The sequence below is a fragment of the Cohnella pontilimi genome (assembly GCF_005049045.1).
GTDB classification, from domain to species: Bacteria; Bacillota; Bacilli; order Paenibacillales; family Paenibacillaceae; genus Cohnella; species Cohnella pontilimi.
On record NZ_SUPK01000003.1, the window covers coordinates 13,025 to 34,607 of the forward strand.

The following is a 21,583-nucleotide window of genomic DNA, read 5'->3' on the forward strand; positions in this document are numbered from 1 at the left end:
TGATCCTCCGATGTTCGAGATCCTCCTGTCAGATTCATCAGGCAACCCTCTCTATCTTCAGCTCTATACGCAAATCCGGAACCACATTCGAAGCGGTGTCATTCGGAACGGCACCCGCCTGCCTTCTACCCGGTCGCTGCAGCAGCAGTTGAACATTAGTAAAACCCCCATCGAAACCGCGTTTCAAATGCTATTGTCCGAAGGCTACATCGTCAGCAAGCCGCGATCCGGACTATTTGCGGTCAACCCGCATGAAAATAGGACGACTTCGGATCATTCCGTTGACTTGCAGCAACTAGGAGGTGCGCAATATCCTCGGACGCCATCCTCCGCCGCTCCGGAAATCCAGATCGACTTTAGGCCTGTCGGCGTGGACATTGACATGTTTCCTGTCCGCATGTGGCGAAAAACCCTCCATGAAGCCATCGAGAATCATTCGGCCGACATCGGCAAATACGGCAATCCCCAAGGGGAATATGCTCTGCGCGTCGTACTGGCCGATTATTTGAGGAAATCACGGGGCGTCGTCTGCTCACCGGAACAGGTCGTCATCGGCTCGGGCTTTGCGTACAGTTTCGGCCTGATTACCCATCTCCTGAAAGGTATTCACAGGATCGCCCATGAGGAACCCGGGTACGATCAGGTCAGGGAATTGTTCATCTTGAACGGATTTCATGTGCTCCCCATCCCCGTCGGTGCGAAAGGGATGTCGCTGGAAGCCCTGGAAGCGAGCGGAGCCCAGGCCGTCTATGTTACGCCATCGCACCAGCTTCCGACTGGGGCGATTATGCCTTACGCTGAGAGAGAATATTTGCTCGAATGGGCCAAATCCGCCGAAGCCTATATTATCGAAGATGATTATGACGGGGAATTCCGGTACTTCGGCAAACCGATTCCCTCGCTTCAGAGTCTTGACCGCACCGGCAGGGTGATTTACATGGGCACCTTCTCCAAAGTGTTCACCCCCGCCATCCGGATGAACTATACAGTCCTGCCGTTGGAATTGGCTCAAAGGCTGCCGGAACTTCTTCACATGCTTAACGCCCCATCGCGTGTCGAACAATGGGCGATGACGTCGTGGATCGAAGAGGGGCATTGGTATCGTCATATTCGGAGAATGCGCAACACGTACCGGAGGAAGCATCAACGTTTGTTGGAGCTCATCAAGACTCATTTTTCCAACCATGTTGAAATAACGGGACACAGCGCCGGGCTTCACATCCGAATGGAGCTGAAAACCCGTTTGACTGTCGAAGAATTGCTAAGATTGGCCGCTGAATACGGAGTGAAGGTGTATGATTTCCAGCAGTCGTGGATCAATTGGGTTGAGCCGGAGTTTCCGGAGATTTATCTCGGATTTGCGGGTATGAAGGAAAGCGCCATGGAAGAAGGTATTTTAAGGTTGAAAAAAGCTTGGGCAGGCGCTTGGTCGTAAAAATGCTCGAAGGTAGACCATCCCCCTGCAGAGTCAGTTTTGACTCTCGATCGAATTCTCGTAACTTCTGTTCGTAATTTTTCTCCAGTGCATAGGTGTACGTGTGCCACAGCATCGTATTGCTCACCCTTTCCTCAAAGTATATTTCATTCGCTATGATTACAATAAAATAAAACTGACCCTCCATCGATGGTCAGTTTCGAACAACATTTAAAGACAGATCATCGTTTGAATGAGCTCCAATTATAAAAGGCTAAGTGGAAGCACCACTTAGCCTTTAAACATACCTTTGTTCGATTTTACTCCTGAGAGAAAGCGCTCATGTCCATATATGCGATTTCCCAAAGATGTCCGTCCAGGTCCTCGAAATTTCTGACGTACATGAAGCCGTGGTCCGCCGGTTCTTTGGACTGCTTGCCTCCGGCGGTCAATGCCTTATCCGCCAGTTGGTCAACATGCTCCCTGCTGTCGGCGGAGAGTGCGATAATCCCTCCAGCGGCGCTGGCGACATCAGCAATCGGCTTGTTGATGAACGTTTGGAAATACGACTCAACAATCAGCTGAACGAACGTATTGTCATTGATCACCAAGCAGGCCGCTTTTTCGTCGGAGAACTGGGGATTGAATTCGAAGCCGATGCTGCTGAAAAATTCCTTCGTACGGTTCAAATCTTTCACCGGCAAGTTTACGTATGTATAGTTCGATTTGTAAGCCATCGCTCAGGTCACCTCCTTCCTCTCAACTTACTTTATTTACTATGATCAATTTAAAATAATTGTGACCTTTCATGGAGGGTCAGTTTTGTTAAATATTTAAAAGACAGATGTAAGACGTAGGCTCTTGAGCGCATCACGCTTCAGATACAGGAGGACAACGACAAACACCAAGGTTACCAGTGGAAACGCGGCATCCGCCACGCGGCCTGCGGCAAGGTTTGTCACGGTCGCACCGATCATGATGGCGATCATTACGATGAGCGATGCTGCCGCCGCCTTCTGACTGCGGAAACCGGCGATAAGAATGAGCGCGGCCAGCGTTTCGAACACTCCGACAGTGTAGATCAAGGCCACCGGCGTACCCAGCTTGTCGGTAAACATCTCCCTGATTTGATCGGAAGCCGAGAAGAGCTTCGAAGCTCCGGCAAACAGAAAATCCAACACCAATAAACCTTGCAGAATCCGTACCGTCCATTTCATTGTCAAACACTCCTTTTGTGTTGTTTGTTCTTGATATCACCTTAAAATAAATCTGACCCTCCTTGAAGGGTCAGTTTGAAACGATATTTAAAGACAGTGCAATGCAGGTTCCTATTCGTTCATTAAAGTGTTGATTGGATTTCGGTAGCCTCCTTGGGCCATCATCGGTTTCAGCGAAAACACCCGGTTTGTTTTTGAGCGAACAGAGTCTTATGATATTTGTGAAACGATTATGCGGAGAGGTGACGAGGGTGAAGTACAGACGCTTGGGGAAAACGGATCTGAAAGTTTCGGTTGTGGGAGTCGGAACGTGGCAGTTCGGCGGTGCTTGGGGCAAAGACTTCAACCAGCAAGAGGCGGATGTGGTTCTGGCCAAAGCCAAAGAGCTCGGCATTAACCTGATCGATACGGCGGAGTGCTATGGGCCTCATCACATGTCCGAGAGCTTCATCGGCAATTATTTGTCGCGAGATCGCCGGGAGGATTGGGTGGTCGCGTCCAAGTTCGGACACTCGTACCAAGAAAGCTGGGGACACGCCTGGGAAGTCGATCAAGTTCGGCAACAGCTTGAAGAATCTTTGAAAGCGCTTCGTACCGATTATATCGACTTATACCAGTTCCATTCGGGCTCGGATGAAGTCTTCGACAACGATGCTCTTTGGACCATGCTCGACAAGCAGCTTCAGGCCGGTAAAATTCGTCACCTTGGCATCTCGATCGGCAGCAATGACAACCTCCACCAAACGGCTAAGGCCACCGAGTTGAATGTCGGAGCCATTCAGGTGGTATACAACCGATTGGACCGTAAGGCAGAAGAGCGGGTGTTTCCTTCGTGCATGGAGCAGGATCTCGGAGTTTTGGCCAGGGTGCCGCTGGCGAGCGGTTACTTGAGCGGAAAATACAAGCCCGGCGCCACCTTCGACGACAACGTCAGGAAGGGACACAAACGGGAAGAGATCGACGAGAAACTGCGTGAAGTAGAACGGATTAGGCAAAATGAGCTGCCAGAAGGTGTTGACATGGCGTCATGGGCATTAGCCTGGTGCTTACAGCATCCCGCTGTCACATGCGTCATTCCCGGCTGTAAAAGTCCGGAGCAGGTCGAAGCGAACGCCAAGGCGGCGGAATTGGACATTGTGAAAACCGATCATCCACAGGCTTGGCGCGAATAGAATTGAGATAAAGAGACACTCCTCGGGTGTCTCTTTTTCTATTTCCCGCGTTTACTTTATGAATGGGCCGGCGTGACAGAGGGCGTTGCGCTTGGGACTGGCGTGGGAGTTGGCGGCGCGTCTGCCGGCTTGGCGAGCTCATAGCCAAAAAATAAAACTGCCGCGAGGCACAACGCAAGGATAATGAACATTTGTGTCTTTGACATAAGCTCACTCCGTTCCTTTAAGGCTGAAGCAGCATCCTAATTTGGGGGTCGACAATTCGGGTATCCCAAGGCGAAAAAAACACATTTGTACCATCATCGGCAATTGTGAATGCATTGGCAATCGGCTCACCGGTATAAAAAACCATGTGATAGTACGTCGGATCGCGTTCACGATTCTGCGGAGTGTAATTGGGGGTGTCTTTCCCGCTATCCAGCAACTGAATAAATCGCTCTTTGTCACCACCGGCCAAAGTTTTATATGGGGTTGTTTCCTCTAGTTGATAAAGCTCAATTTTCTCCACTTTATCTTTGGGTACATCTTTGTAGCTGCGCCGCACTTTTGGGGCAAAGCCATCTTCCAAGAATAAGCGATATCCGCCAATGCGCGTTTCATCTTTAGCGGCAATCATTTCATTTACCTCATAACCTTCAACGCGATACAGTTTAGTCCCTATTTCCAAAAATGCGGCGTCCCCGTCCTTCGTTATATACCCCGGATTCGTGACGACATCCGCGACTTTGAACTTCACTTCACCGACAACCTCATGAGTCACCAAATTCGGATTCTGAATGACCATTTCCCAAGATGCGTAATACGAATTCCCATTCAGCTTGATGAAATCAACCCAGTCAATCACGGCGTTTCCTTTAATCGGATTTGTAGGCATGCGGGAGCAGCCGCATAGGGCGATCAGTGCAATCAAAGCGGACAGCATTTTAATTTTCACACGAAGACACCTCCTTTTCTTTTGACGCGTTTTGAGAAAGTTATGTTCCAGTTACCTGGAAATTGATGTTGTTAATTGTTGTATAACTTTTGTAAGATATATACATATAGGGGTCGAATATCAAGTGGGGGCACCGTTATGAATACTTACCCTGGAGACTTTCAGACTTATACCGCTCGAGATGGCGCACATCTTCCATACCGGTTCTTTGAAGGCCCCTCGGATGTCGTACTTATTTTTATACATGGCATTACGGAACCCAGCCTCTACTTAAGGGAATTAGGCCAATATGTATCCGGTCAGAGGCAAGCCACCGTATACCTTCCCGATTTGCGCGGGTATGGCGATCTCCCTATTCGACGCGGCGATATTGACTACATAGGACAGTTTGACGATGATTTGGAAGACCTCTTCCGCTTTGTTCAGCAACGACATCCCGGTGCGCGGATCCTATTCGGAGGCCATTCTGCGGGAGGGGCAACTGCGCTCCGACAAACGATACGTCCGATTCATCAGGACATCGATGCCTATCTCCTGATTTCACCTGCACTCAGCCCCAATGCGCCGCTTGACCGTAAAGGCGGATCCGGAAATGAATCCAATGTGAGCATCCCCAAATATCTTTCTTTAATGTTGCTCAATGCACTTGGCATACGACGCTTAAACCACGCAGTGGTATACCGTAGACACACTCCGGTTGATCAATTACATGGGACGGAATCGTGCCGTCTCAGCTATCGGCTCGCCATGTCGCGCATGGTCGGGAATAACTACGGAAAGTATTTGTCACAGTTGACCCAACCCACCTTCGTGATCGTGGGAGCTGATGATGAAGTATTCGACGCCGAAGCGTATAAACCGCTGTACAATAAATTTTGCAAGGCTGAAGTCCGAATCATTGACGGCCAAAATCACGACTCAATCGTAAAGACAGAAAAGGCACTCTCGATCATGGGAGGCTGGCTGCAAGCGATCCGATGAAAGAATACGAGCCTGGGACGTATCGTCTCAGGCTCGGTTCTATTATTTAGCGCGATATTTCTTTTAGGGTTTGGTTCAACATGAATGACTAATGTTGTTCACCGAATATTCGATACGACAATTCCCGTAACTGTTCCGATTCCTGCCTGGCCCCCCTTTCAAACAAAGTATCCGCGATAAATTGAAGCTCAGGCTCGGACACTAGATAACGATCAAGTTGAGACGGCTGAATACTGCGGAACCTCTCCGCAGCCGCCTCGATGCCGTGTGACATCGTCCATCCTGCCAAGTCATGTGCAAGAGATTTCTTGATGTATGGAACCTCTTCGCCAAGAAGGAAATCCAAAACACTTTGCCACACAACTTTGAGTCCTTGATAGTCCGAATTTGTCATCACACAAACGGCAATGCCCTTATCCGGCAGTATCACCAGATGGCTTCGAAATCCCGTATCCCTGCCCGCGTGGGATACTAATCGGAGTCCTTTGTACTCGCCAAGAAACCAAGACAGGCCGATACCTTCCATCTCCGGCCCATAACCGGTATCGGCATACTTTCTCCACATCAAGTCATAGCAATCCGCAGATAAAACTTCCTGTTTGAGTTGAGCGATTGCGTAACTGCACATGTCTATGGCATTGGCATATAAGGTAGAGCTTGGACCATGTGCGCGATTATAGGGAAATACATCACTGACCCTGCCTCCGTACCCATTCTCTATGCCAAGTACATGAGGCGTCGCCAAAGAAGTGTCCGAAGCCTCTTGCTTAAGGAAGGTGCCATCGCGCATGCCAGAAGGCAGCAAAATATTTTCCCTCATGTATTGCTCGAAAGATACACCTGTTACTTTCGCAATTAAGTCCCCAAGTATCTCATAGCCGATGTTACTGTAATAAAAGTTTGTGCCTGGTTCCCATAACAAATGGCGGTCCTTGACGCTCTTCACATATCGCTCCAGGCTGAGCTCATCATACTGGGGTCGATCCCACTCAAATTCGTCTTCGTCCGGCAAGCCCGAAGTATGCGTCAACAGTTGTCGGATTGTGATTTTACGATATTGTCCGTCCGAGAGTGTAAAGTATGGGAGATGATCGACAACATAGTCGTCCAATGTTATCTTGCCAAGCTCCACCAGTCGCATGATGCCCGCCGCTACCAATGTTTTTGAAACCGAAGCCATATGATATAAAGTTGTTTCGTTCACTGCCTCACCAGTCTCGATGTTTTTCACACCAAAACCTTTGGCATAAAGCATCTTATTATCATAAATAATGCCCACGGATAGCCCCGTGACCGGTTCCTGTTCCACAAACTCCGCCAAAACACGATTCAGTTTTTCTTTGATCCGCTGATGGTCGCTCATCGTACCCTCCATGAAATGAACAATATATATCCGGCTGCGAATAAGTTATACCAACGGAATCACCTCTTCTTATACTTCTTATCCAGTATATACCAAGAGAGGGCCGATAGAGGGTAATAAACGTTTTTAGTTGAACAAGCCTGAGACAAACCGTCTCAGGCTCGTGTTTACCTTATTCACTCATCCTGATCTTCGTCGCCGTCATCATGGCCGCCATGCTTTTTCTGCGATAAGAGATCGGCCGCCAGTTTGCTGAGCAACGTGTTGTTGCGGTCGCCGCCAAGCTCCCAGAACATCGCGCCTGCCAGCTTGTTGGAGGCGATGTAGGCCGTCTTGTGGCCGACAGATTGTTCATCGTCATAACTGATGAAGGTTCCGTTGGTTGGATTGTACAAGAAAGGAACTTTGGATTTGTCGTTCCAGTAACGGGTATAGCCGTTCTTGTTAATATACTGGTCCTGAAGAACGCTGAAGTTCACGGATCCGGCTGCCGCCGAACCGCCTGCACAAACCTGGTATTCCCCGTTATTCAGCGCCGGGCACCCATCCCACCCGTGGCCGTAGAAAGGCATGCCTAGCACCAGCTTGCCCGCCGGCACTCCCGCGCCCAGATGCTGCCTGACCGCGGAGTGTACGCTGCCGCTGTTCACTCCGGCCGCCTTTGCAGCAGGATCGTCGTACAGCGGAGCATTATGAGCGCTTGTCTTTTGCCATGTGCCGTTAAAGTCGTAGGTCATGATGTTGATCCAATCGACCACTTTTGCTATTTTCTTTAACTCGGTATGGTTCACAAAGCTCTGAGAAGCCCCGCTCGCGATGGTCAACAAGTAATGTTTACCGTCCGCCTTACCGGCTGCATCCAGCTTTTTCCGTACGTTCTGCAGCAGAAGGGTATAATTCTGCTTGTCTTCCGGCCGTGCGCTGTTGCCGTCCAGCCCGCCACCGACCGGATACTCCCAGTCCAGATCGACGCCGTCGAAATGATATTTGCGCAAAAAGTCCACGGCCGAGTCGGCGAATTGCTCCCTCGTCTGCGCGCTGGCCGCGACGTCCGAAAACCGGTTCGACCAAGTCCACCCTCCGACGGAAATCAGCGTTTGCAAGTGCGGATTCGCCTGCTTCAGCTTCATCAATTGACTGAAATTGCCCCTTATCGGATCCGACCAAGTCTCGCCTTCATTCGGTTTCTGAACGTCTATCCAAGGGTCGCCCAGCACGATTGAGCCGTTGGGCATAGAGATGTCTCCGTTGACATCCTGGCAAGACCAGGTTGCCCCCGCATTCGGATTGCCATGTTGATTATCCCAGCAAATATCCGCGAACGCGTAGTTGATATGGGAGAGCTTCTTAGCGTCAATTTCCAGTGCCTGATAACCGGAGTAAGCGCTCCAAGAAGTATAGTAGCCGACAATTTTGTAATCTTGTTTTTCACCGCCTTTTGCCGCAGCAATAGACACCGGTAACATTGATAGAATCATAGTGAGAATCAGTACGATACTCCTTCTTTTCCGGATTGTGGTCGGTTTCAGGATCATCCAGTCATCTCCTCTCATTTTGGTTCATTCCGAAACAGCAAAGAAACCGAAATTCCATTGCGATCGGCATCACCTCCTGAAGGAGTTAGAAGGGAAGTGGTTACACTAATTCTATTTTATTCCAAATCTACTCTAGTTTAAAGAGGAACGCCCATTCCATTGCCTGCCAAAAAAAAAGCTCATGCTGAGCGGGCCTGCGGCCCTGTTCACATGAGCTCTTGCCTACCTAGAAATGGTTATCGATTCTTGTTCATCGCTTTCCAAAATTCTTGCGCAATGACTTTATATCCTTCTACATTCAAATGGTTATCTTCCGGATTCGGCATGTATTTTTGATAGTGTTTATCGATTCGATTCCCGGTGGGCACATACGTATCACCATTGGCCTGAGTACGACTTTCGATTTCCGAGTTCAGCGAGTCATTCAGGGGCACAAGAAACGCTTGAACTTGTTCGGGATAATAAGCAAACGGATTATAATAACCCATGACATACACATCTACATTCGGGTTCAACCCATCGATCGTGCTCAGTATCGTTTGCAAATTCACACTCGCAGCCGCGATGCCCTCATAAGCTTTGGACGGGTCCGTCAGTAGCTTGCGAAACATATCGTTGGCGCCAATGTCGATCGTGACGATCGTGCTTTCTTTGATTTCTTGTCTGATCATTTCATTATGCAAAATATCGTTTTTTAATTGTTCGGAAGTGTACCCCGTGACCGCAAAATTGTGATATTCGACCGCTTGATTTTGATATCTTTCCAGATGTTCCTTTACAAAGTCCGCATAACTGAGGTCCACCGTTCCGTAAGGCGTATACCCTGCCGCGATAGAGTCCCCTAACGCCACATAATGTACGGTTTGCACCCCTTCAGGCTCCTTTTCTTTAGCGAACGCGAATGGAACGGTACAAAAAATAGCGGCTGCGGTAAGCAAACTAACGGTGATCTTTCTCATCTCAAATCCTCTCCCTTCTTATTTGTCGCGCTTTTATTAGCGCGATTGCTGCTTTTTCATGACTAAAGCTATCGCCCGGGAATACTCATCGGCCAGGAATCGGTATCCTTCCTCACTCGGATGGATGCCGTCACGGGAAAGATATTTGGCGTAGTTGTCGTCATTCCACTTGCCGGACAAATCGATGAAGGTGCAATGTTCAACGAGGGAGCAAGCGTTCTTGATATCCTGATTGAATGGGTCCAGCGTCTCATCGGTCATGCCCCTGACGGATATAATCCCGCTGGCAAACACATGCGCGTTCGGCAGGGCGTCCGTTATCGACTTCAGATATGCCTCGTAGTCTGCCTGATATTCGCGATGAGAGGATGCGCCCGAATTGATATCCCGCATGGCATTGATACCGTAAACCGCTAGGACATAATCCGGCTTGTAGGCAATCACATCGCTTTGAACCCGCCTTAAGCCGCTTTGTTCGCCGCCGACGTTAACGTCCGTTCGTCCGATCCCCGTATTTAAACTTTCCATATCCAATTTATCGCCGACCAAGGAAGAGAACGAGACGAAGCCTTTGTTGTCGAGGCAGCATCCTTCCGCGTAACTCGCACCAGTGACGACGATTTTTTTCTTTTGTTCGATCGGCTTTCTCACGTCAGCACGCCGGTCGATGTATATCCCACCGATCTCATGATTGGAAGCTGAAAAGGCGACTTCAATTTTGTGCCATCCCGTCAGGTTCGCATAAATGGGAAGATAATGCCACGACTGATCCTTCGGAACAGCATGTGTAACGGCAAGTTTTCCGTCGATCGAAATTTGGATTTCTCCCCCGCTGCCCCGTTGTTTCAGCGTCGCGTGCCCGCTGTTCGTTTCGATTTTGGCCCGCGAACCCGTAAGCATTCCGACCATGACCTTTCCCAAAGACGGATCCACCGATGCTGTCCATGGTCCATTCGTGTAAAGCCAGGAGGCGTCGTCCGGAGCCAAAAATCGCTCTTTGCTCATGCGGCTGGAGACTCCGAATGCCAAAATCAGCAGCATGCCCAATGCCAGTACACTCAGACTCACAATCATGACGAGCCGGTTCATCGCACGCCGCCCTCCTCTTTGCAGCTCCTCATTGATTCATGCTACCATGCACGACAATTTCGATCCTGTCATTTTGTGCTCGTCGCGAACAGGTTTCTTCTTCTCTTGAAATGGCATAAAATAGTAGAAATGAAACGAGATCAGGCGGGGGCGAGAGAATTGGACGGGTTGGAACGGATGAGGAATGCGTTGGAGTTCATGGAGCGGAATATGGACCAGCCGTTGGATGTCGAAGAGATCGCCAAGGCCGCCTATTCATCTCCGTTTCACTTTCAACGCATGTTCCATATGTTGACGGGAGTAACGGTCGCCGAATATACCCGCAAACGCAAATTGACGCTGGCGGCGAACGAGTTGGCGACATCCTCCGCCAAGGTGATCGATGTCGCCCTGAAATACGGATACGAATCGCCGGAAGCTTTCTCCAAAGCCTTCCGCAAGCTTCACGGAATCACTCCGTCGCAAGCCAGGCATCCGGGAGCTTTCCTGAAGGCTTTTCCGCGCATTTCATTTCAGCTTGTATTGACGGGAGATCAAGAATTCATCTACAGGATCGAAGATAAACCGGCATTCGAGGTCCTCGGAAAATCCGTAAAATTAATTTGCGGGGATGAAAGCTATTCGAGGCAAAGCTTTTGGAGCGACTGTGAGCGGGACGGAACGCTCCGTAAGCTTGTGGCTGCAGAGCCGTATCCAGGCTTGATGGGGATTACGATGGATGTGCGGGAGGATTTTACTTATATGATTGCCAGGGAGGCAGCCGGAACGGCCCTCATGGAAGGATTAACCTTGCGAACGATTCCGGCTTGTACCTGGGCGATTTTTACGTCCGTCGGTCCGCTTCCGGAGGCCATACAAAGTGTGATCCGACGCATTTTCCAGGAGTGGTTTCCGGCAACGGGGTATGAGCATTCAGGAGGGCCCGAGATCGAGGTCTATCTCCCGGGAGATTCAAAGGCAGAAGATTACACCTGTGAGGTTTGGATTCCGATTGTGAAACAAGCTGAATCCTAGCCGTTCAGTTGCTCCCATGAGGTCATTGCGCTACTGTTCGAAAATAACAATAGATTTTATTTAATTTCTTATCATGGCGTCCTTTCGGGCTTTCCATATTGCCGAATTCAAAAAACTTCACCTTCTTGATGCCAACATAATGAAAAATAGCTCTCTTCATTAAAACTTTGTGTGCGTTATTCAGCCAGAACAGAGGGTAATGCGCGGGACCCCTCATCGTCGAAACACAATCCACGGTCTTTCCCTTCAAGAGTCCTTCCGGCAGAAGCCCGCCTTTGCTCCTGTAGGCGAAGTTTGAAGCAAACACCCGGTCAATAAATCCCAAGAGTATCGCAGGCGGGCGTCCCCACCAGATCGGATAGACAAAAACAATTTTATCTGCCCAGCGGATAAATTCTCGATACTTTTCAAGCTCGGGATCGGCATGCATATCCCTTCTTCGTTTGTTCTCATTGAACACAAGAACCGGATTAAACTTCTCTTCGTATAGATCCAGCACTTTTATTTCCTTCACTTGAGGATTCTCACTCAATCCCCGGATGACATTTTGTAAAAATGAATAACTTAAACTCTGATGATTAGGATGAGCATAAATAACGAGCGTGTTCATGACACACACCTCTTTAGTTATCATTTGATAAATAAATCGTAACACCATATTCATTTTGTTGTCAAATGATAATTGTTTTATGATAACTATTTTGGTACGGTTACAAGTAAGAGGTGGTATTTATGGACACAAAAAAACTGTTTCAAAAGTTCGTAGCCTTTACTACTGCGGTCCATCGGGTAAAGCATGAAATGACCAAAGATGTGAGAACCGGCGAGATTACCCCCGTTCAATACGACATTCTTGAATACATAGCGGTCAGTCAGCCTGTGACGCTTAGTGAGATCAGTGATTGTCAACATTTGTCCATGCCGAATGCCAGTCGTGAATTGAAAAAACTCGCCGAGAAAAATTTGTGTGAAAAATTTGCCGCATCCGAAGATAGACGAAAGCAATATATCCGCCTTTCTAAAAAAGGGGAAGCCATGATGAACAAGGTCTTTGAATCGGTAGAAGCCCGTTTCCTGGAACGGATTAAGCACGCCTCCGAGGAAGACCTGAAAGAAATAGAGCACGCGTTAGATGTGCTCCATGCGAAAGCATTTTATTCATAAAATAAAAAGGCTGCCGAAGCAGCCATTAGCATTCATGCCTTCTTATAAGGAAATTCCTTCGTCACGAGAATGCGGAACTGCTTGTCCAACACTTTCACCGTAAGCTTGCCCGAAGCCGGCAGCGCGTCAAAATCCACTTTCATTTCAAACGGCGGCGCGTATGCCCGCTTTAGGAGCAGCTTCGAACCAGAGTACAGGTGAACTGCATACGGTTGCTCCCCTAGCGGCAGCTTCACATATGTAAATACATTCACCTTGCCGCTCAAATTCTGTGCTTCGGATATGGGTTTGTACGTCACCGGGTTGTCCGGCATCGCCCCAGTTTCCACCTTCGTAAGGAAGTACGGCATCGAGGTGAATTTCTTGTACGCCTCCAGCATGGGCGGGCTGTCATGAAGGTCGTAGTTGTTATTCTGGTTGTCGTAGTTGGTCGTCCGCTTGTCCAGGTCGAAGTACGTGATCGCCTTCAGCCGGGGATACAGTCGAGGCATGTAGGCGTACATGTTCGCGAGCTGCCACACGCCCCAAGGCGTAAAATCCTGGCCGAGCTGATAGCTGTGGAAGGAAACCGCGCCTTCGGATACCATCATGGGCTTCTTGGAGTATTTCTCGTACAGTGGACGCAAATAGTCGATCGGGTTCCCCCCGAGCTTAAGCGCTCCGCGGGAGTACGGAATCGTGTAGAGAGAGAAGCCGACCCAGTCCACGTATTCGTCGCCCGGATAGTAGGGATCGATGTTGTCGCGTGGCAGGAAGTTCGGTGCCCATACCATCGCCACATTCGGCGCCTCTTCGGCCATGATGTCATGGACGAGCCGCCACTTCTCGACATACTTTTTCGGATCTCCATGCCATGGCGTCCAATCGCCGTTCATTTCGCAAGCGAAACGGAGAAAGACAGGTATGCCGGCCGCATTGGCTTCGCGCGCGAATTGGCGCATATACTCGTCGTCCTTCACTTCGTCCAGGCCCTTGTGCGGCTCCCACCCGATCTGCAAAGCACCGCCGAGCTGCTTAACTTCTTCTGCGTATTTCACCGGAAAAGCGTGTCCGCCTTCATATAACCGATTGAAGTGCGTATACGTCAAGTAAATCGCATGCTTCTTGCCGAACGCTTCCTCCGATTTACTCGGGCTGCCGGAGAACGTCTTGCCCGCCGGATACAATCCGACATAAGCGCCGGCAACAGGCTCGAATTTCTCCAACGCACGATTTTGTGTAATCGGTACCTCCGCGTACGTTTGAACGACCGTACGAATGTGGTCCGCTCGGATCGTGTTGTAGATGCCCCACTCCGGCTTCCCGTACTTTTCCCAGTATCGGGCGTTCAGATCGTAATATTGGGCTGCCTGGTCATAGATTTTACGATTGTCGTAATGGACCGCGATTTGTTTGGCATATCCGGCCGCTATGTTCCAAGCTTTCTCGTTAACGGCCTTGTTCATGCGGCTGATCAGGGTTTTCGCTTCTTTGTCGGGATCTGCTTTTGCCGTTACTTTTGAATCTATAGCAGATGTTGAGAAAATGGCTATGGCACAAAGTGCGACGGTGAAAATGGAATAGAGTCTCTTTTTCATGGCTGAATTCTACCTCTTTCTCCTCGTGTCCGGCTCCGTTTAAGAACGCTTCGTTTTGAAGTTACCCATAGGTCATAACGATTCTAACAAATAGATGGTTGCATCCTATGACTCTCTACATCTCGATCAAATGACGTTTGTCACTATTCAAAGACTGTCTCCTCCATTAAGATAAAAATATCCAATTCAACGAGGTGGCCGACTGAATGAACGGAACCGGTATTTATGTGATGATCGCTGCTATTGCAGCTTTAGTATTATGGAGAAGAACGAGAAGCATGTATCGTCCGATACGCGGCAGCGGAATCCGGCTGTTGATTCCAATGTTATTCATGCTTCCCGGTATGTCGCTTCTGCTGAACCCGAACGTGCATGAACCGGCTTGGGCTTTTGGCGCAGCATTAGGCCTCGGCATCGTGTTCTCGATTCCGCTGATTTGGACGACCGATTACGAAGTGAGAGAAGACAAGCTGATTTACGCGAAGAAAAACTGGGGATTTATCGCAGCTTTCATCGGCATTTTGATCGTTCGCTTTACACTTCGCCGGGAGCTTACCGACATCGATCCCGAAGGCATGATGGCATTATTCATGATGGTAGCGTTCGGCTATATCATTCCATGGAGAATTGTTTCGTTCGTCAAATTTCGGCGCGTGTTGAACCAGTTGAACGGAGTACACGAATAGGAACGGTACGGCAACCACTTTGATGTGTGGCTGCCGTTTTTTATTTTAGATGTACAGATGAACGGACAATAAATTTGGCCATGCCATACTTTATGAATGTGATGAAAAGACATCACAACCTGCCATTAATATGGAGGTGGGCGCGAAACCGCAGAGGCAGGACAAATAACGTCAGCGGATTATGTGCAAGAAAAGAGGTGAAAGCATTTATGTCTGGTCACTCTCATCGCCATTGCCCTCCGACGGCTAAGGTTGTAGGCAAACCGAAAGTGATTTTCCAAGATCAATTTCATGAGCAATTGGTTGAAGTGATTCATCCGGTCGAGATCGTTCTCCGGCATCATTTTGTACCCGTTCACACTCACAAATTTTCGTTCCACGTCAGAGAGGAAGTTTGCCCTCCTCCGACAGAACATCCGGCACACATCAAAAGGAACAAAAAACGATAATAAAAAAAGACAGGCATCCGATTTTCGGGTGCCTGTTGTCGTTGCGGGGATATCGAAAATTTAAACATTTGGACGAAACACCATGCAAGGAGACAGACCGTTACATATCTCTAAAAAATGAACCAAAACGGTTCGAGGCACGCTCGAGGAAAGGAATGAACTTATTGAATAAATCCACACAACTAAAACGAATGATTCAGTCGCAAAACCCGGATTTCATCATGGAAGCCCATAATGGGTTGTCCGCAAAAATCGTGGAGGAAACCGGATTTAAAGGCATTTGGGCCAGCGGCCTGTCGATTTCCGCTTCGATGGGCGTAAGGGACAACAACGAGGCTTCTTGGACGCAGGTGCTCGAGGTACTGGAGTTCATGAGCGATGCGACGACGATCCCGATTTTGCTTGACGGCGATACAGGCTACGGAAATTTCAACAACGCAAGACGATTGGTGAAAAAGCTGGAGCAGCGGCATATTGCGGGAGTTTGCATTGAGGATAAGCTGTTTCCGAAGACGAACTCCTTCATCAAAGGAGATGCCCAGCCCTTAGCCCCCATTGATGAATTTTGCGGCAAAATCAAAGCGATGAAGGATACCCAGACGAATGAGGATTTTGTCGTTGTCGCGAGAGTGGAGGCTTTGATCGCGGGGCACGGAATGGATGAAATGCTGAGAAGAGCGGAGGCTTACCGTCAAGCCGGCGCCGACGCCATTCTTGCGCACAGCAAAAGATCGGACATTGCCGAAATTGAAGCGTTCATGCGGGAATGGAGCGGCAGACTGCCGGTCGTCATCGTGCCTACGAAATATTACCGAACCCCTACGCACCGCTTCTACGAGCTGGGCGTTAATCTCGTGATTTGGGCCAATCACAATTTAAGAGCGTCGGTTCAGGCCATGCAAAACATCACGCAGCAATTATTCCGTGAGCGAAGTCTTGTCCAAATCGAAAACAACGTCTCCCCTCTCGAAGAAATTTTTCGTTTGCAGGATGCAGAAGAGCTTCAGGCGGCTGAAGACCGGTATTTAACCGCCGCGGCTGCACCGGAAGAGGACGAATGACGGTGTTCGGATTGCGGATTCTTGGCTTTTCCACCAATGACTAACACATGACTGTCCTTGCTTGCATTAATTGAGAGCAAACTCAAGTTTCCTTGCAGGAGAGGAGAATTCCATTACATGCCTGTAAAATACTTCACCGATCTGGACGAGTTACCCGGGCTAAGTGACGGTGAGAGGGCAGCATTAAAGAAGGTAACGGAAAAATTCGTTTTTCGGCTCAATGATTACTATCTCAATTTGATCGACTGGTCGGACCCCGATGATCCCATCCGCAGACTGGTCATTCCGAACGCCAATGAACTTCAGGAATACGGCCGTTGGGACGCTTCGGACGAAGACACGAACTACGTGGTCAAAGGCTGCCAGCACAAGTATGATACAACCGCCTTGTTGCTCGTTTCGGAAGTATGCGGCGCCTATTGCCGATTCTGCTTTCGCAAGCGGCTGTTCCGGACCGACGTGAAAGAGGCGATGCCGGACATTCAAGCCGGACTCGACTATATTGCGCAGACACCTCAAATCAACAATGTTTTGCTGACCGGCGGCGATCCTCTCATTTTGGCGACTCCCAAGATCCGCGGCATTTTGGAAGCCTTGCGGTCGATCGAACACGTGAAAATCATCCGGATCGGCTCCAAAATGCCCCTTTTCAACCCGATGCGGATCTACGAAGACGAGGAACTGCTCGATACGATCCGGACGTACTCCACGGAGGAAAAACGGATCTATGTCATGGCGCATGTGAACCATCCGAGAGAGATCACGCCGGAAGCGAGGAAATGCTTCAAGGCGCTTTACGACGCCGGAGCGATCGTGGTGAATCAGACTCCGGTGCTCAAAGGAATCAACGACGATCCCGCCGTGCTGGGGGAATTGCTGGACCGGCTTTCCTGGGCGGGCGTCACCCCCTATTACTTTTTCGTCAACAGGCCTGTCGCGGGCAACCGGGGATTTGTTTTAACGCTCGAAGAAGTGTACCGCATCGTGGAAGAGGCGAAATCCAGAACGTCCGGATTAGGCAAACGGATCAAGCTGTGCATGAGTCATACTTCGGGGAAGATTGAGATTCTGGCCATTGATGGCGGCAAGGCCTATCTCAAATATCATCAATCCCGTGACCGCAATTATGGAAAGCTGATGGTTCTGGATTGTCCCTCGGATGCCGCCTGGTTCGACGATTTGCCCGGCAACGAGCAATATTGGACCAAACCGGCCAAAAAAACGAACGAAATCATCTCCGTGAACGAAATGCCGGATATGCCCCTGAAAAAAAATAACGATCGATCGAGGTGACGCGAATGTACCTAACCAACGGGTCATCTATCACCGCTCGCCCGATCGTGGGCGTGTATCTGGGCAGCGGCTCCATGTCGATCAGCGAAATCCGCGATCACGAACGGATTCAGAAACTGGTCGAAGCGAACAAGGAAGCCAGGACGACGCTCACCTTTTTCACGTCCAAAGACGTAGACTTCACGGGCCGGCAAATTTCAGGAGCTTACTTCGACGAAGCGGACCGTAAGTGGAAGAGGAACCGGTTCCCGTTTCCGGATGTGATTTATGTCCGCGGAGGCGGAAGCGGAACCGACGAGCTGTTGAAAAAATTCGACGATCTGGGCATCAAACGAATAAATCCAATCCACGCCTTCAATAAAGGCGAACTCTACAATTATTTAAGCAAAGATAAATACTTGCGCGCTCACCTGCCTCAAACCATACCTGTCAAAACAATGAGCGATGTGAGAAGTACGGTTCTGAAGCTGCGGAAGGTGTACGTGAAGGCAGTTCGCGGGAGAAAAGGCCTTCAAGTGATGCGCGTGGATACGCTGCCCTCCAAATCCGGATACCTGTACAGCTACTCGATCATCGACAAACTGGTCCGCAGAAAGACGCACAGTATGGATGGCCTGCTGAGGGCCGTCCGATCCTTTTTCGGAGATCGAACGCTTATTGTACAGAAGGCGATCGAGCTTGTAAGGGTCAATAATAGTCGTCTCGTCGATTTTCGTGCGGAAGTGCAAAGAGACAAAAATAACGAAATCGATATTGTGGGGGTATGCGCGCGGGTCGGCAAAAAGTACTCCCCCATTACCACCCATTCCACCGCATATCGTTACGAGGATTATCTTTACAAGCTGTATCCCCGTTACACCTCTAAACAAATACGACGTTTGAAAAATAAAATCGATGATTTTCTGCGTCAGGTTTACTTGGCGGTGGAAAAAAACTACGGGAGATTCGGAGAAATCGGCATCGACTTCGCGCTCGATACCAAAGGCAAGCTGTGGCTGATCGAATGCAATGCCCAGTCGGCCAAGGTTTCCATCGCCAAAGCCTATGGAAATAAATCCAACCGCGTGTTCCTCAATCCGCTGTTGTATGCGAAAAGGATCGCCGGCCGAAGCGCGAACCCGCCAAGTGTACCGAGGAGCCAAGGAGCACGGGGCGGCCGCAGCGGCAATCCCGGCAGCAGAAGCAGCTACGCGAACAGAAGTCGCTTGAATAAAAGCACGTACAGTAACCGAAGCAGCTACAATAACCGAAGCACCGCCGCCAATCCCGGCAGTCTCATCAACCCGGGCAACCTGAATAACCCAAGCAACCCGTTAGGCAACTGGCTGCTCTAGGACGGTGCGAAACATGATCAATACCAGAAGCTTTGGGAACGAAATGAAAAGGCTGGGCTTCGACTTTTACACCGGCGTTCCGTGCTCCTTTTTGAAAAACTTGATCAATTACGCAATTAACGAATGCGAATACGTCGGGGCGGCGAACGAGGGGGACGCGGTCGCCATCGCTTCGGGGGCTTATCTCGGGGGCAAGAAACCGGTTGTTCTCATGCAAAATTCGGGGCTGTCCAATGCGGTTTCGCCTTTGGTCTCCCTCAATTATCCGTTTCGGATCCCCGTTCTCGGGTTCGTAAGCTGGCGAGGGCAGCCGGGTTACCCGGATGAGCCGCAGCATGAGCTAATGGGACAAATCACGACCAAAATACTGGATTCCATGCAAGTCAAATGGATGTACTTGTCCACCGATATGCGCACGGCCAAAAGACAGCTCTTGCTGGCCATGCGGTATATCGAGAAAGACAATCCCTTTTTCTTCGTGGTGAGAAAAGGAACGTTCGAGCAGGAGCCGCTCCAAAAACAATTGCGCCCCTTCAATTATCCGAGAATCTCGCATGCCTCGAAAGCGGAGAATGAGTTCCCTGCCCGCCAGGAAGCGTTAAGAATCATCAACGGATGGAAAGACGGCAAAACGATTCAACTCGCGACAACCGGATTGACAGGCCGGCAGCTGTACGAAATTGAAGATGCCTCCAACAACCTCTATATGGTGGGATCCATGGGGTGCGTCAGTTCCCTCGGCCTTGGGCTTGCGCTCAGCAAACCGGATTTCGATATTGTCGTCATTGACGGAGACGGTTCGCTGCTCATGCGGATGGGGAATCTGGCCACGATCGGGTACTACCATCCGCCGAACATGATTCACATTTTGCTGGATAACAACGCGCATGACTCTACAGGCGGACAGCAAACGGTCTCCCACAACGTGAGCTTTGTCGATATGGCTTCCGCTTGCGGCTATGCGAATTCCCTTTATCTCCGCAGCTTGGATGACCTGGACGCGTGCCTGCAGAAATGGAAAAACAAGAAGGGATTAACCTTTGCCCATCTCCAAATTTCCACGCGCAACGAAGATCCGCCGCGCCGCCCGGCGGTTAAACCGCACGAGGTCAAAGAACGGCTTGCTTCGTTCTTGAACCGCGGCCACCTCGAAGCTGAAGGAGCGGAAAGCTGATGCTGACTGTGCGGAGGAACATTTTGCTCACTCCCGGACCCGCGACCACAACCGACTCCGTCAAGCTCGCCCAAGTCGTGCCGGATATTTGCCCGAGAGAGCAAGAATTCGGCCGGCTGATGGAATCGGTTTGTACGGATCTGACGCACATCGTCGCAGATTCGGGCAGCTATTCGGCTGTTGTGTTCGGAGGTTCCGGCACGTCGGCGGTCGAATCGATCTTAAGCTCCGTCGTCCACGCCGGCGATCTTCTTCTCATCGTGAACAACGGCGCGTACGGCCGGCGGATGTGCGAAATGGCCGAAGCCTATGACCTGGACTCCATCGTTTTCCACAGCCCCCCGCATGTCGCGCTCGACTTGACCGCGCTTGAATCGACGCTTAGAAGCAGCCGGCGCAAAATCACTCATCTGGCTGTCGTCCATCACGAGACGACGACCGGACTATTGAACGACATTGCCGCGATCGGCGAGTTGTGCCGAAGGGAATCCGTCTGTCTGATCGTCGATGCGATCAGCTCTTTTGCGGCCATCCCGATCGACATGCGCCAAATGGGCATCCAATACCTCGCCGCCAGCTCGAACAAAAATGTTCAAGGGATACCCGGTCTCTCGATCGTTGTCGCGGAAACGGAGCTTTTAGAGAACAAACGGCAGCATAAACCTCGAAATTACTATTTAAATTTATACGACCAGTACCGCTTTTTCCTTGAAACGCGCCAAAGCCGGTTCACCCCGCCCGTTCAAGCTCTGTATGCACTGAGGCAGGCCATCGACGAGCTTAAGCGGGAAGGGATCGAGCAAAGGTATTTGCGCTATCAGAAATCGTGGCAGACGTTAATCGACGGCATTACGCGGCTGGGCTTGCCCTATATCGGCAGTGACCGGCTCCATTCCAAACTGGTCACGTCGATCTTCGAACCGGAGGCGCCAGGGTACAGCTTTCAAGAGATGCATGATTACTTGCATAGCCGAGGCTTCACCATATACCCCGGCAAGCTCGATCAATTCCGTACTTTCCGAATCGCGAATATCGGCGATATCACGAGCGACGATATGCAGTCCTTTTTGAACCTGCTGGAAGCCTATCTCCGGCAAATCGGATTTATACCGGGTGCCCTGAAGGGGGTGATCGCATCGAACACACGGTCATCAGAAGCAAAATGAA

At 50.0% G+C, this 21,583-nt stretch carries 19 protein-coding genes and 1 pseudogene; 11 read left to right on the top strand and 9 right to left on the bottom strand.

The features are described 5' to 3' along the window. Positions 1 to 10: 10 nt before the first annotated feature. Positions 11 to 1,435: a MocR-like pyridoxine biosynthesis transcription factor PdxR gene (gene pdxR / locus E5161_RS06880; RefSeq protein ID WP_136776992.1), complete on the top strand. Its 1,425-nt coding sequence runs from the start codon at positions 11 to 13 to the stop codon at positions 1,433 to 1,435. A 299-nt stretch (positions 1,436 to 1,734) separates the two neighbouring features. Here pdxR and E5161_RS06885 read toward each other — a convergent pair whose 3' ends face one another. Together E5161_RS06885 and E5161_RS06890 are read right to left on the bottom strand one after the other, a co-directional pair. Next, positions 1,735 to 2,151 carry a VOC family protein gene (locus E5161_RS06885; RefSeq protein ID WP_136776993.1) on the bottom strand — a complete coding sequence of 139 codons (417 nt, stop codon included), beginning with the start codon at positions 2,149 to 2,151 and terminating at the stop codon, positions 1,735 to 1,737. Positions 2,152 to 2,247: 96 nt separating this feature from the next. Beyond that, positions 2,248 to 2,631: a DoxX family protein gene (locus tag E5161_RS06890; RefSeq protein WP_136776994.1), complete on the bottom strand. Its 384-nt coding sequence runs from the start codon at positions 2,629 to 2,631 to the stop codon at positions 2,248 to 2,250. A gap of 251 nt (positions 2,632 to 2,882) precedes the next feature. Between E5161_RS06890 and E5161_RS06895 the strand changes: the two genes are divergently transcribed. Continuing rightward, positions 2,883 to 3,803 (top strand): aldo/keto reductase, encoded by a 921-nt coding sequence (locus E5161_RS06895; protein WP_136776995.1) that lies wholly within the window; start codon positions 2,883 to 2,885, stop codon positions 3,801 to 3,803. Positions 3,804 to 4,026: 223 nt separating this feature from the next. On the opposite strand, the gene E5161_RS06900 is transcribed toward E5161_RS06895, so the two are convergent. Next, on the bottom strand, positions 4,027 to 4,737 hold the full coding sequence (locus tag E5161_RS06900; protein WP_136776996.1) for a hypothetical protein: 711 nt from the start codon (positions 4,735 to 4,737) through the stop codon (positions 4,027 to 4,029). A gap of 138 nt (positions 4,738 to 4,875) precedes the next feature. Between E5161_RS06900 and E5161_RS06905 the strand changes: the two genes are divergently transcribed. Further along, positions 4,876 to 5,718: an alpha/beta hydrolase gene (locus tag E5161_RS06905; protein WP_136776997.1), complete on the top strand. Its 843-nt coding sequence runs from the start codon at positions 4,876 to 4,878 to the stop codon at positions 5,716 to 5,718. 88 nt (positions 5,719 to 5,806) lie between these two features. On the opposite strand, the gene E5161_RS06910 is transcribed toward E5161_RS06905, so the two are convergent. The 4 genes and pseudogenes from E5161_RS06910 to E5161_RS06925 all read right to left on the bottom strand — a co-directional run bounded on the left by E5161_RS06910 (position 5,807) and on the right by E5161_RS06925 (position 10,664). Beyond that, positions 5,807 to 7,081 (bottom strand): serine hydrolase domain-containing protein, encoded by a 1,275-nt coding sequence (locus tag E5161_RS06910; RefSeq protein WP_169306597.1) that lies wholly within the window; start codon positions 7,079 to 7,081, stop codon positions 5,807 to 5,809. A gap of 233 nt (positions 7,082 to 7,314) precedes the next feature. Beyond that, positions 7,315 to 8,616: pseudogene (locus E5161_RS06915) on the bottom strand (glycoside hydrolase family 18 protein); the annotation flags it as partial. Positions 8,617 to 8,852: 236 nt separating this feature from the next. Continuing rightward, complete coding sequence (locus E5161_RS06920; protein WP_136777000.1) at positions 8,853 to 9,575, bottom strand: SGNH/GDSL hydrolase family protein; 723 nt, start codon at positions 9,573 to 9,575, stop codon at positions 8,853 to 8,855. A gap of 36 nt (positions 9,576 to 9,611) precedes the next feature. Then, the gene (locus E5161_RS06925) at positions 9,612 to 10,664 is read right to left on the bottom strand and encodes an SGNH/GDSL hydrolase family protein (RefSeq protein ID WP_136777001.1); all 1,053 of its coding nucleotides are present in this window, start codon (positions 10,662 to 10,664) and stop codon (positions 9,612 to 9,614) included. 159 nt (positions 10,665 to 10,823) lie between these two features. On the opposite strand from E5161_RS06925, the gene E5161_RS06930 reads away from it, so the two are divergent. Continuing rightward, the gene (locus E5161_RS06930) at positions 10,824 to 11,678 is read left to right on the top strand and encodes an AraC family transcriptional regulator (RefSeq protein WP_211246715.1); all 855 of its coding nucleotides are present in this window, start codon (positions 10,824 to 10,826) and stop codon (positions 11,676 to 11,678) included. A 22-nt stretch (positions 11,679 to 11,700) separates the two neighbouring features. Here E5161_RS06930 and E5161_RS06935 read toward each other — a convergent pair whose 3' ends face one another. Next, positions 11,701 to 12,288 carry an NAD(P)H-dependent oxidoreductase gene (locus tag E5161_RS06935; protein ID WP_136777002.1) on the bottom strand — a complete coding sequence of 196 codons (588 nt, stop codon included), beginning with the start codon at positions 12,286 to 12,288 and terminating at the stop codon, positions 11,701 to 11,703. A gap of 122 nt (positions 12,289 to 12,410) precedes the next feature. Here E5161_RS06935 and E5161_RS06940 point away from each other — a divergent pair, with 122 nt between their 5' ends. Next, positions 12,411 to 12,842, top strand: a complete 432-nt coding sequence (locus tag E5161_RS06940) for a MarR family winged helix-turn-helix transcriptional regulator (protein WP_136777003.1) — start codon at positions 12,411 to 12,413, stop codon at positions 12,840 to 12,842. A gap of 32 nt (positions 12,843 to 12,874) precedes the next feature. On the opposite strand, the gene E5161_RS06945 is transcribed toward E5161_RS06940, so the two are convergent. Beyond that, complete coding sequence (locus E5161_RS06945; RefSeq protein ID WP_136777004.1) at positions 12,875 to 14,419, bottom strand: glycoside hydrolase family 26 protein; 1,545 nt, start codon at positions 14,417 to 14,419, stop codon at positions 12,875 to 12,877. A gap of 206 nt (positions 14,420 to 14,625) precedes the next feature. On the opposite strand from E5161_RS06945, the gene E5161_RS06950 reads away from it, so the two are divergent. The 6 genes from E5161_RS06950 (at position 14,626) to E5161_RS06980 (ending at position 21,582) form a co-directional block, all read left to right on the top strand. Beyond that, positions 14,626 to 15,105 (top strand): CcdC family protein, encoded by a 480-nt coding sequence (locus E5161_RS06950; protein ID WP_136777005.1) that lies wholly within the window; start codon positions 14,626 to 14,628, stop codon positions 15,103 to 15,105. 604 nt (positions 15,106 to 15,709) lie between these two features. After that, positions 15,710 to 16,615 (top strand): phosphoenolpyruvate mutase, encoded by a 906-nt coding sequence (gene aepX / locus E5161_RS06960; protein ID WP_425456461.1) that lies wholly within the window; start codon positions 15,710 to 15,712, stop codon positions 16,613 to 16,615. Positions 16,616 to 16,732: 117 nt separating this feature from the next. Then, complete coding sequence (locus E5161_RS06965; protein WP_136777007.1) at positions 16,733 to 17,908, top strand: KamA family radical SAM protein; 1,176 nt, start codon at positions 16,733 to 16,735, stop codon at positions 17,906 to 17,908. A 5-nt stretch (positions 17,909 to 17,913) separates the two neighbouring features. Then, on the top strand, positions 17,914 to 19,242 hold the full coding sequence (locus E5161_RS06970; RefSeq protein WP_136777008.1) for a YheC/YheD family endospore coat-associated protein: 1,329 nt from the start codon (positions 17,914 to 17,916) through the stop codon (positions 19,240 to 19,242). A 13-nt stretch (positions 19,243 to 19,255) separates the two neighbouring features. Further along, positions 19,256 to 20,416, top strand: coding sequence for a phosphonopyruvate decarboxylase (gene aepY / locus E5161_RS06975; protein ID WP_211246702.1), 1,161 nt, complete (start codon positions 19,256 to 19,258; stop codon positions 20,414 to 20,416). Then, positions 20,416 to 21,582 carry a 2-aminoethylphosphonate aminotransferase gene (locus tag E5161_RS06980; RefSeq protein WP_211246703.1) on the top strand — a complete coding sequence of 389 codons (1,167 nt, stop codon included), beginning with the start codon at positions 20,416 to 20,418 and terminating at the stop codon, positions 21,580 to 21,582. The genes aepY and E5161_RS06980 overlap by 1 nt, the downstream gene beginning before the upstream one ends. The last annotated feature ends 1 nt before the right edge of the window (position 21,583 follow it).

What these genes read in the sequence shown, in the direction of transcription:
- pdxR (WP_136776992.1), top strand. Translation starts at nt 11, where the DNA reads ATGTTCGAGATCCTCCTGTCAGATTCATCAGGCAACCCTCTCTATCTT.
- E5161_RS06885 (WP_136776993.1), bottom strand. Translation starts at nt 2,151, where the DNA reads ATGGCTTACAAATCGAACTATACATACGTAAACTTGCCGGTGAAAGAT.
- E5161_RS06890 (WP_136776994.1), bottom strand. Translation starts at nt 2,631, where the DNA reads ATGAAATGGACGGTACGGATTCTGCAAGGTTTATTGGTGTTGGATTTT.
- E5161_RS06905 (WP_136776997.1), top strand. Translation starts at nt 4,876, where the DNA reads ATGAATACTTACCCTGGAGACTTTCAGACTTATACCGCTCGAGATGGC.
- E5161_RS06910 (WP_169306597.1), bottom strand. Translation starts at nt 7,081, where the DNA reads ATGAGCGACCATCAGCGGATCAAAGAAAAACTGAATCGTGTTTTGGCG.
- E5161_RS06920 (WP_136777000.1), bottom strand. Translation starts at nt 9,575, where the DNA reads ATGAGAAAGATCACCGTTAGTTTGCTTACCGCAGCCGCTATTTTTTGT.
- E5161_RS06925 (WP_136777001.1), bottom strand. Translation starts at nt 10,664, where the DNA reads ATGAACCGGCTCGTCATGATTGTGAGTCTGAGTGTACTGGCATTGGGC.
- E5161_RS06935 (WP_136777002.1), bottom strand. Translation starts at nt 12,288, where the DNA reads ATGAACACGCTCGTTATTTATGCTCATCCTAATCATCAGAGTTTAAGT.
- E5161_RS06940 (WP_136777003.1), top strand. Translation starts at nt 12,411, where the DNA reads ATGGACACAAAAAAACTGTTTCAAAAGTTCGTAGCCTTTACTACTGCG.
- E5161_RS06945 (WP_136777004.1), bottom strand. Translation starts at nt 14,419, where the DNA reads ATGAAAAAGAGACTCTATTCCATTTTCACCGTCGCACTTTGTGCCATA.
- E5161_RS06950 (WP_136777005.1), top strand. Translation starts at nt 14,626, where the DNA reads ATGAACGGAACCGGTATTTATGTGATGATCGCTGCTATTGCAGCTTTA.
- aepX (WP_425456461.1), top strand. Translation starts at nt 15,710, where the DNA reads ATGAACTTATTGAATAAATCCACACAACTAAAACGAATGATTCAGTCG.
- E5161_RS06965 (WP_136777007.1), top strand. Translation starts at nt 16,733, where the DNA reads ATGCCTGTAAAATACTTCACCGATCTGGACGAGTTACCCGGGCTAAGT.
- E5161_RS06970 (WP_136777008.1), top strand. Translation starts at nt 17,914, where the DNA reads ATGTACCTAACCAACGGGTCATCTATCACCGCTCGCCCGATCGTGGGC.
- aepY (WP_211246702.1), top strand. Translation starts at nt 19,256, where the DNA reads ATGATCAATACCAGAAGCTTTGGGAACGAAATGAAAAGGCTGGGCTTC.
- E5161_RS06980 (WP_211246703.1), top strand. Translation starts at nt 20,416, where the DNA reads ATGCTGACTGTGCGGAGGAACATTTTGCTCACTCCCGGACCCGCGACC.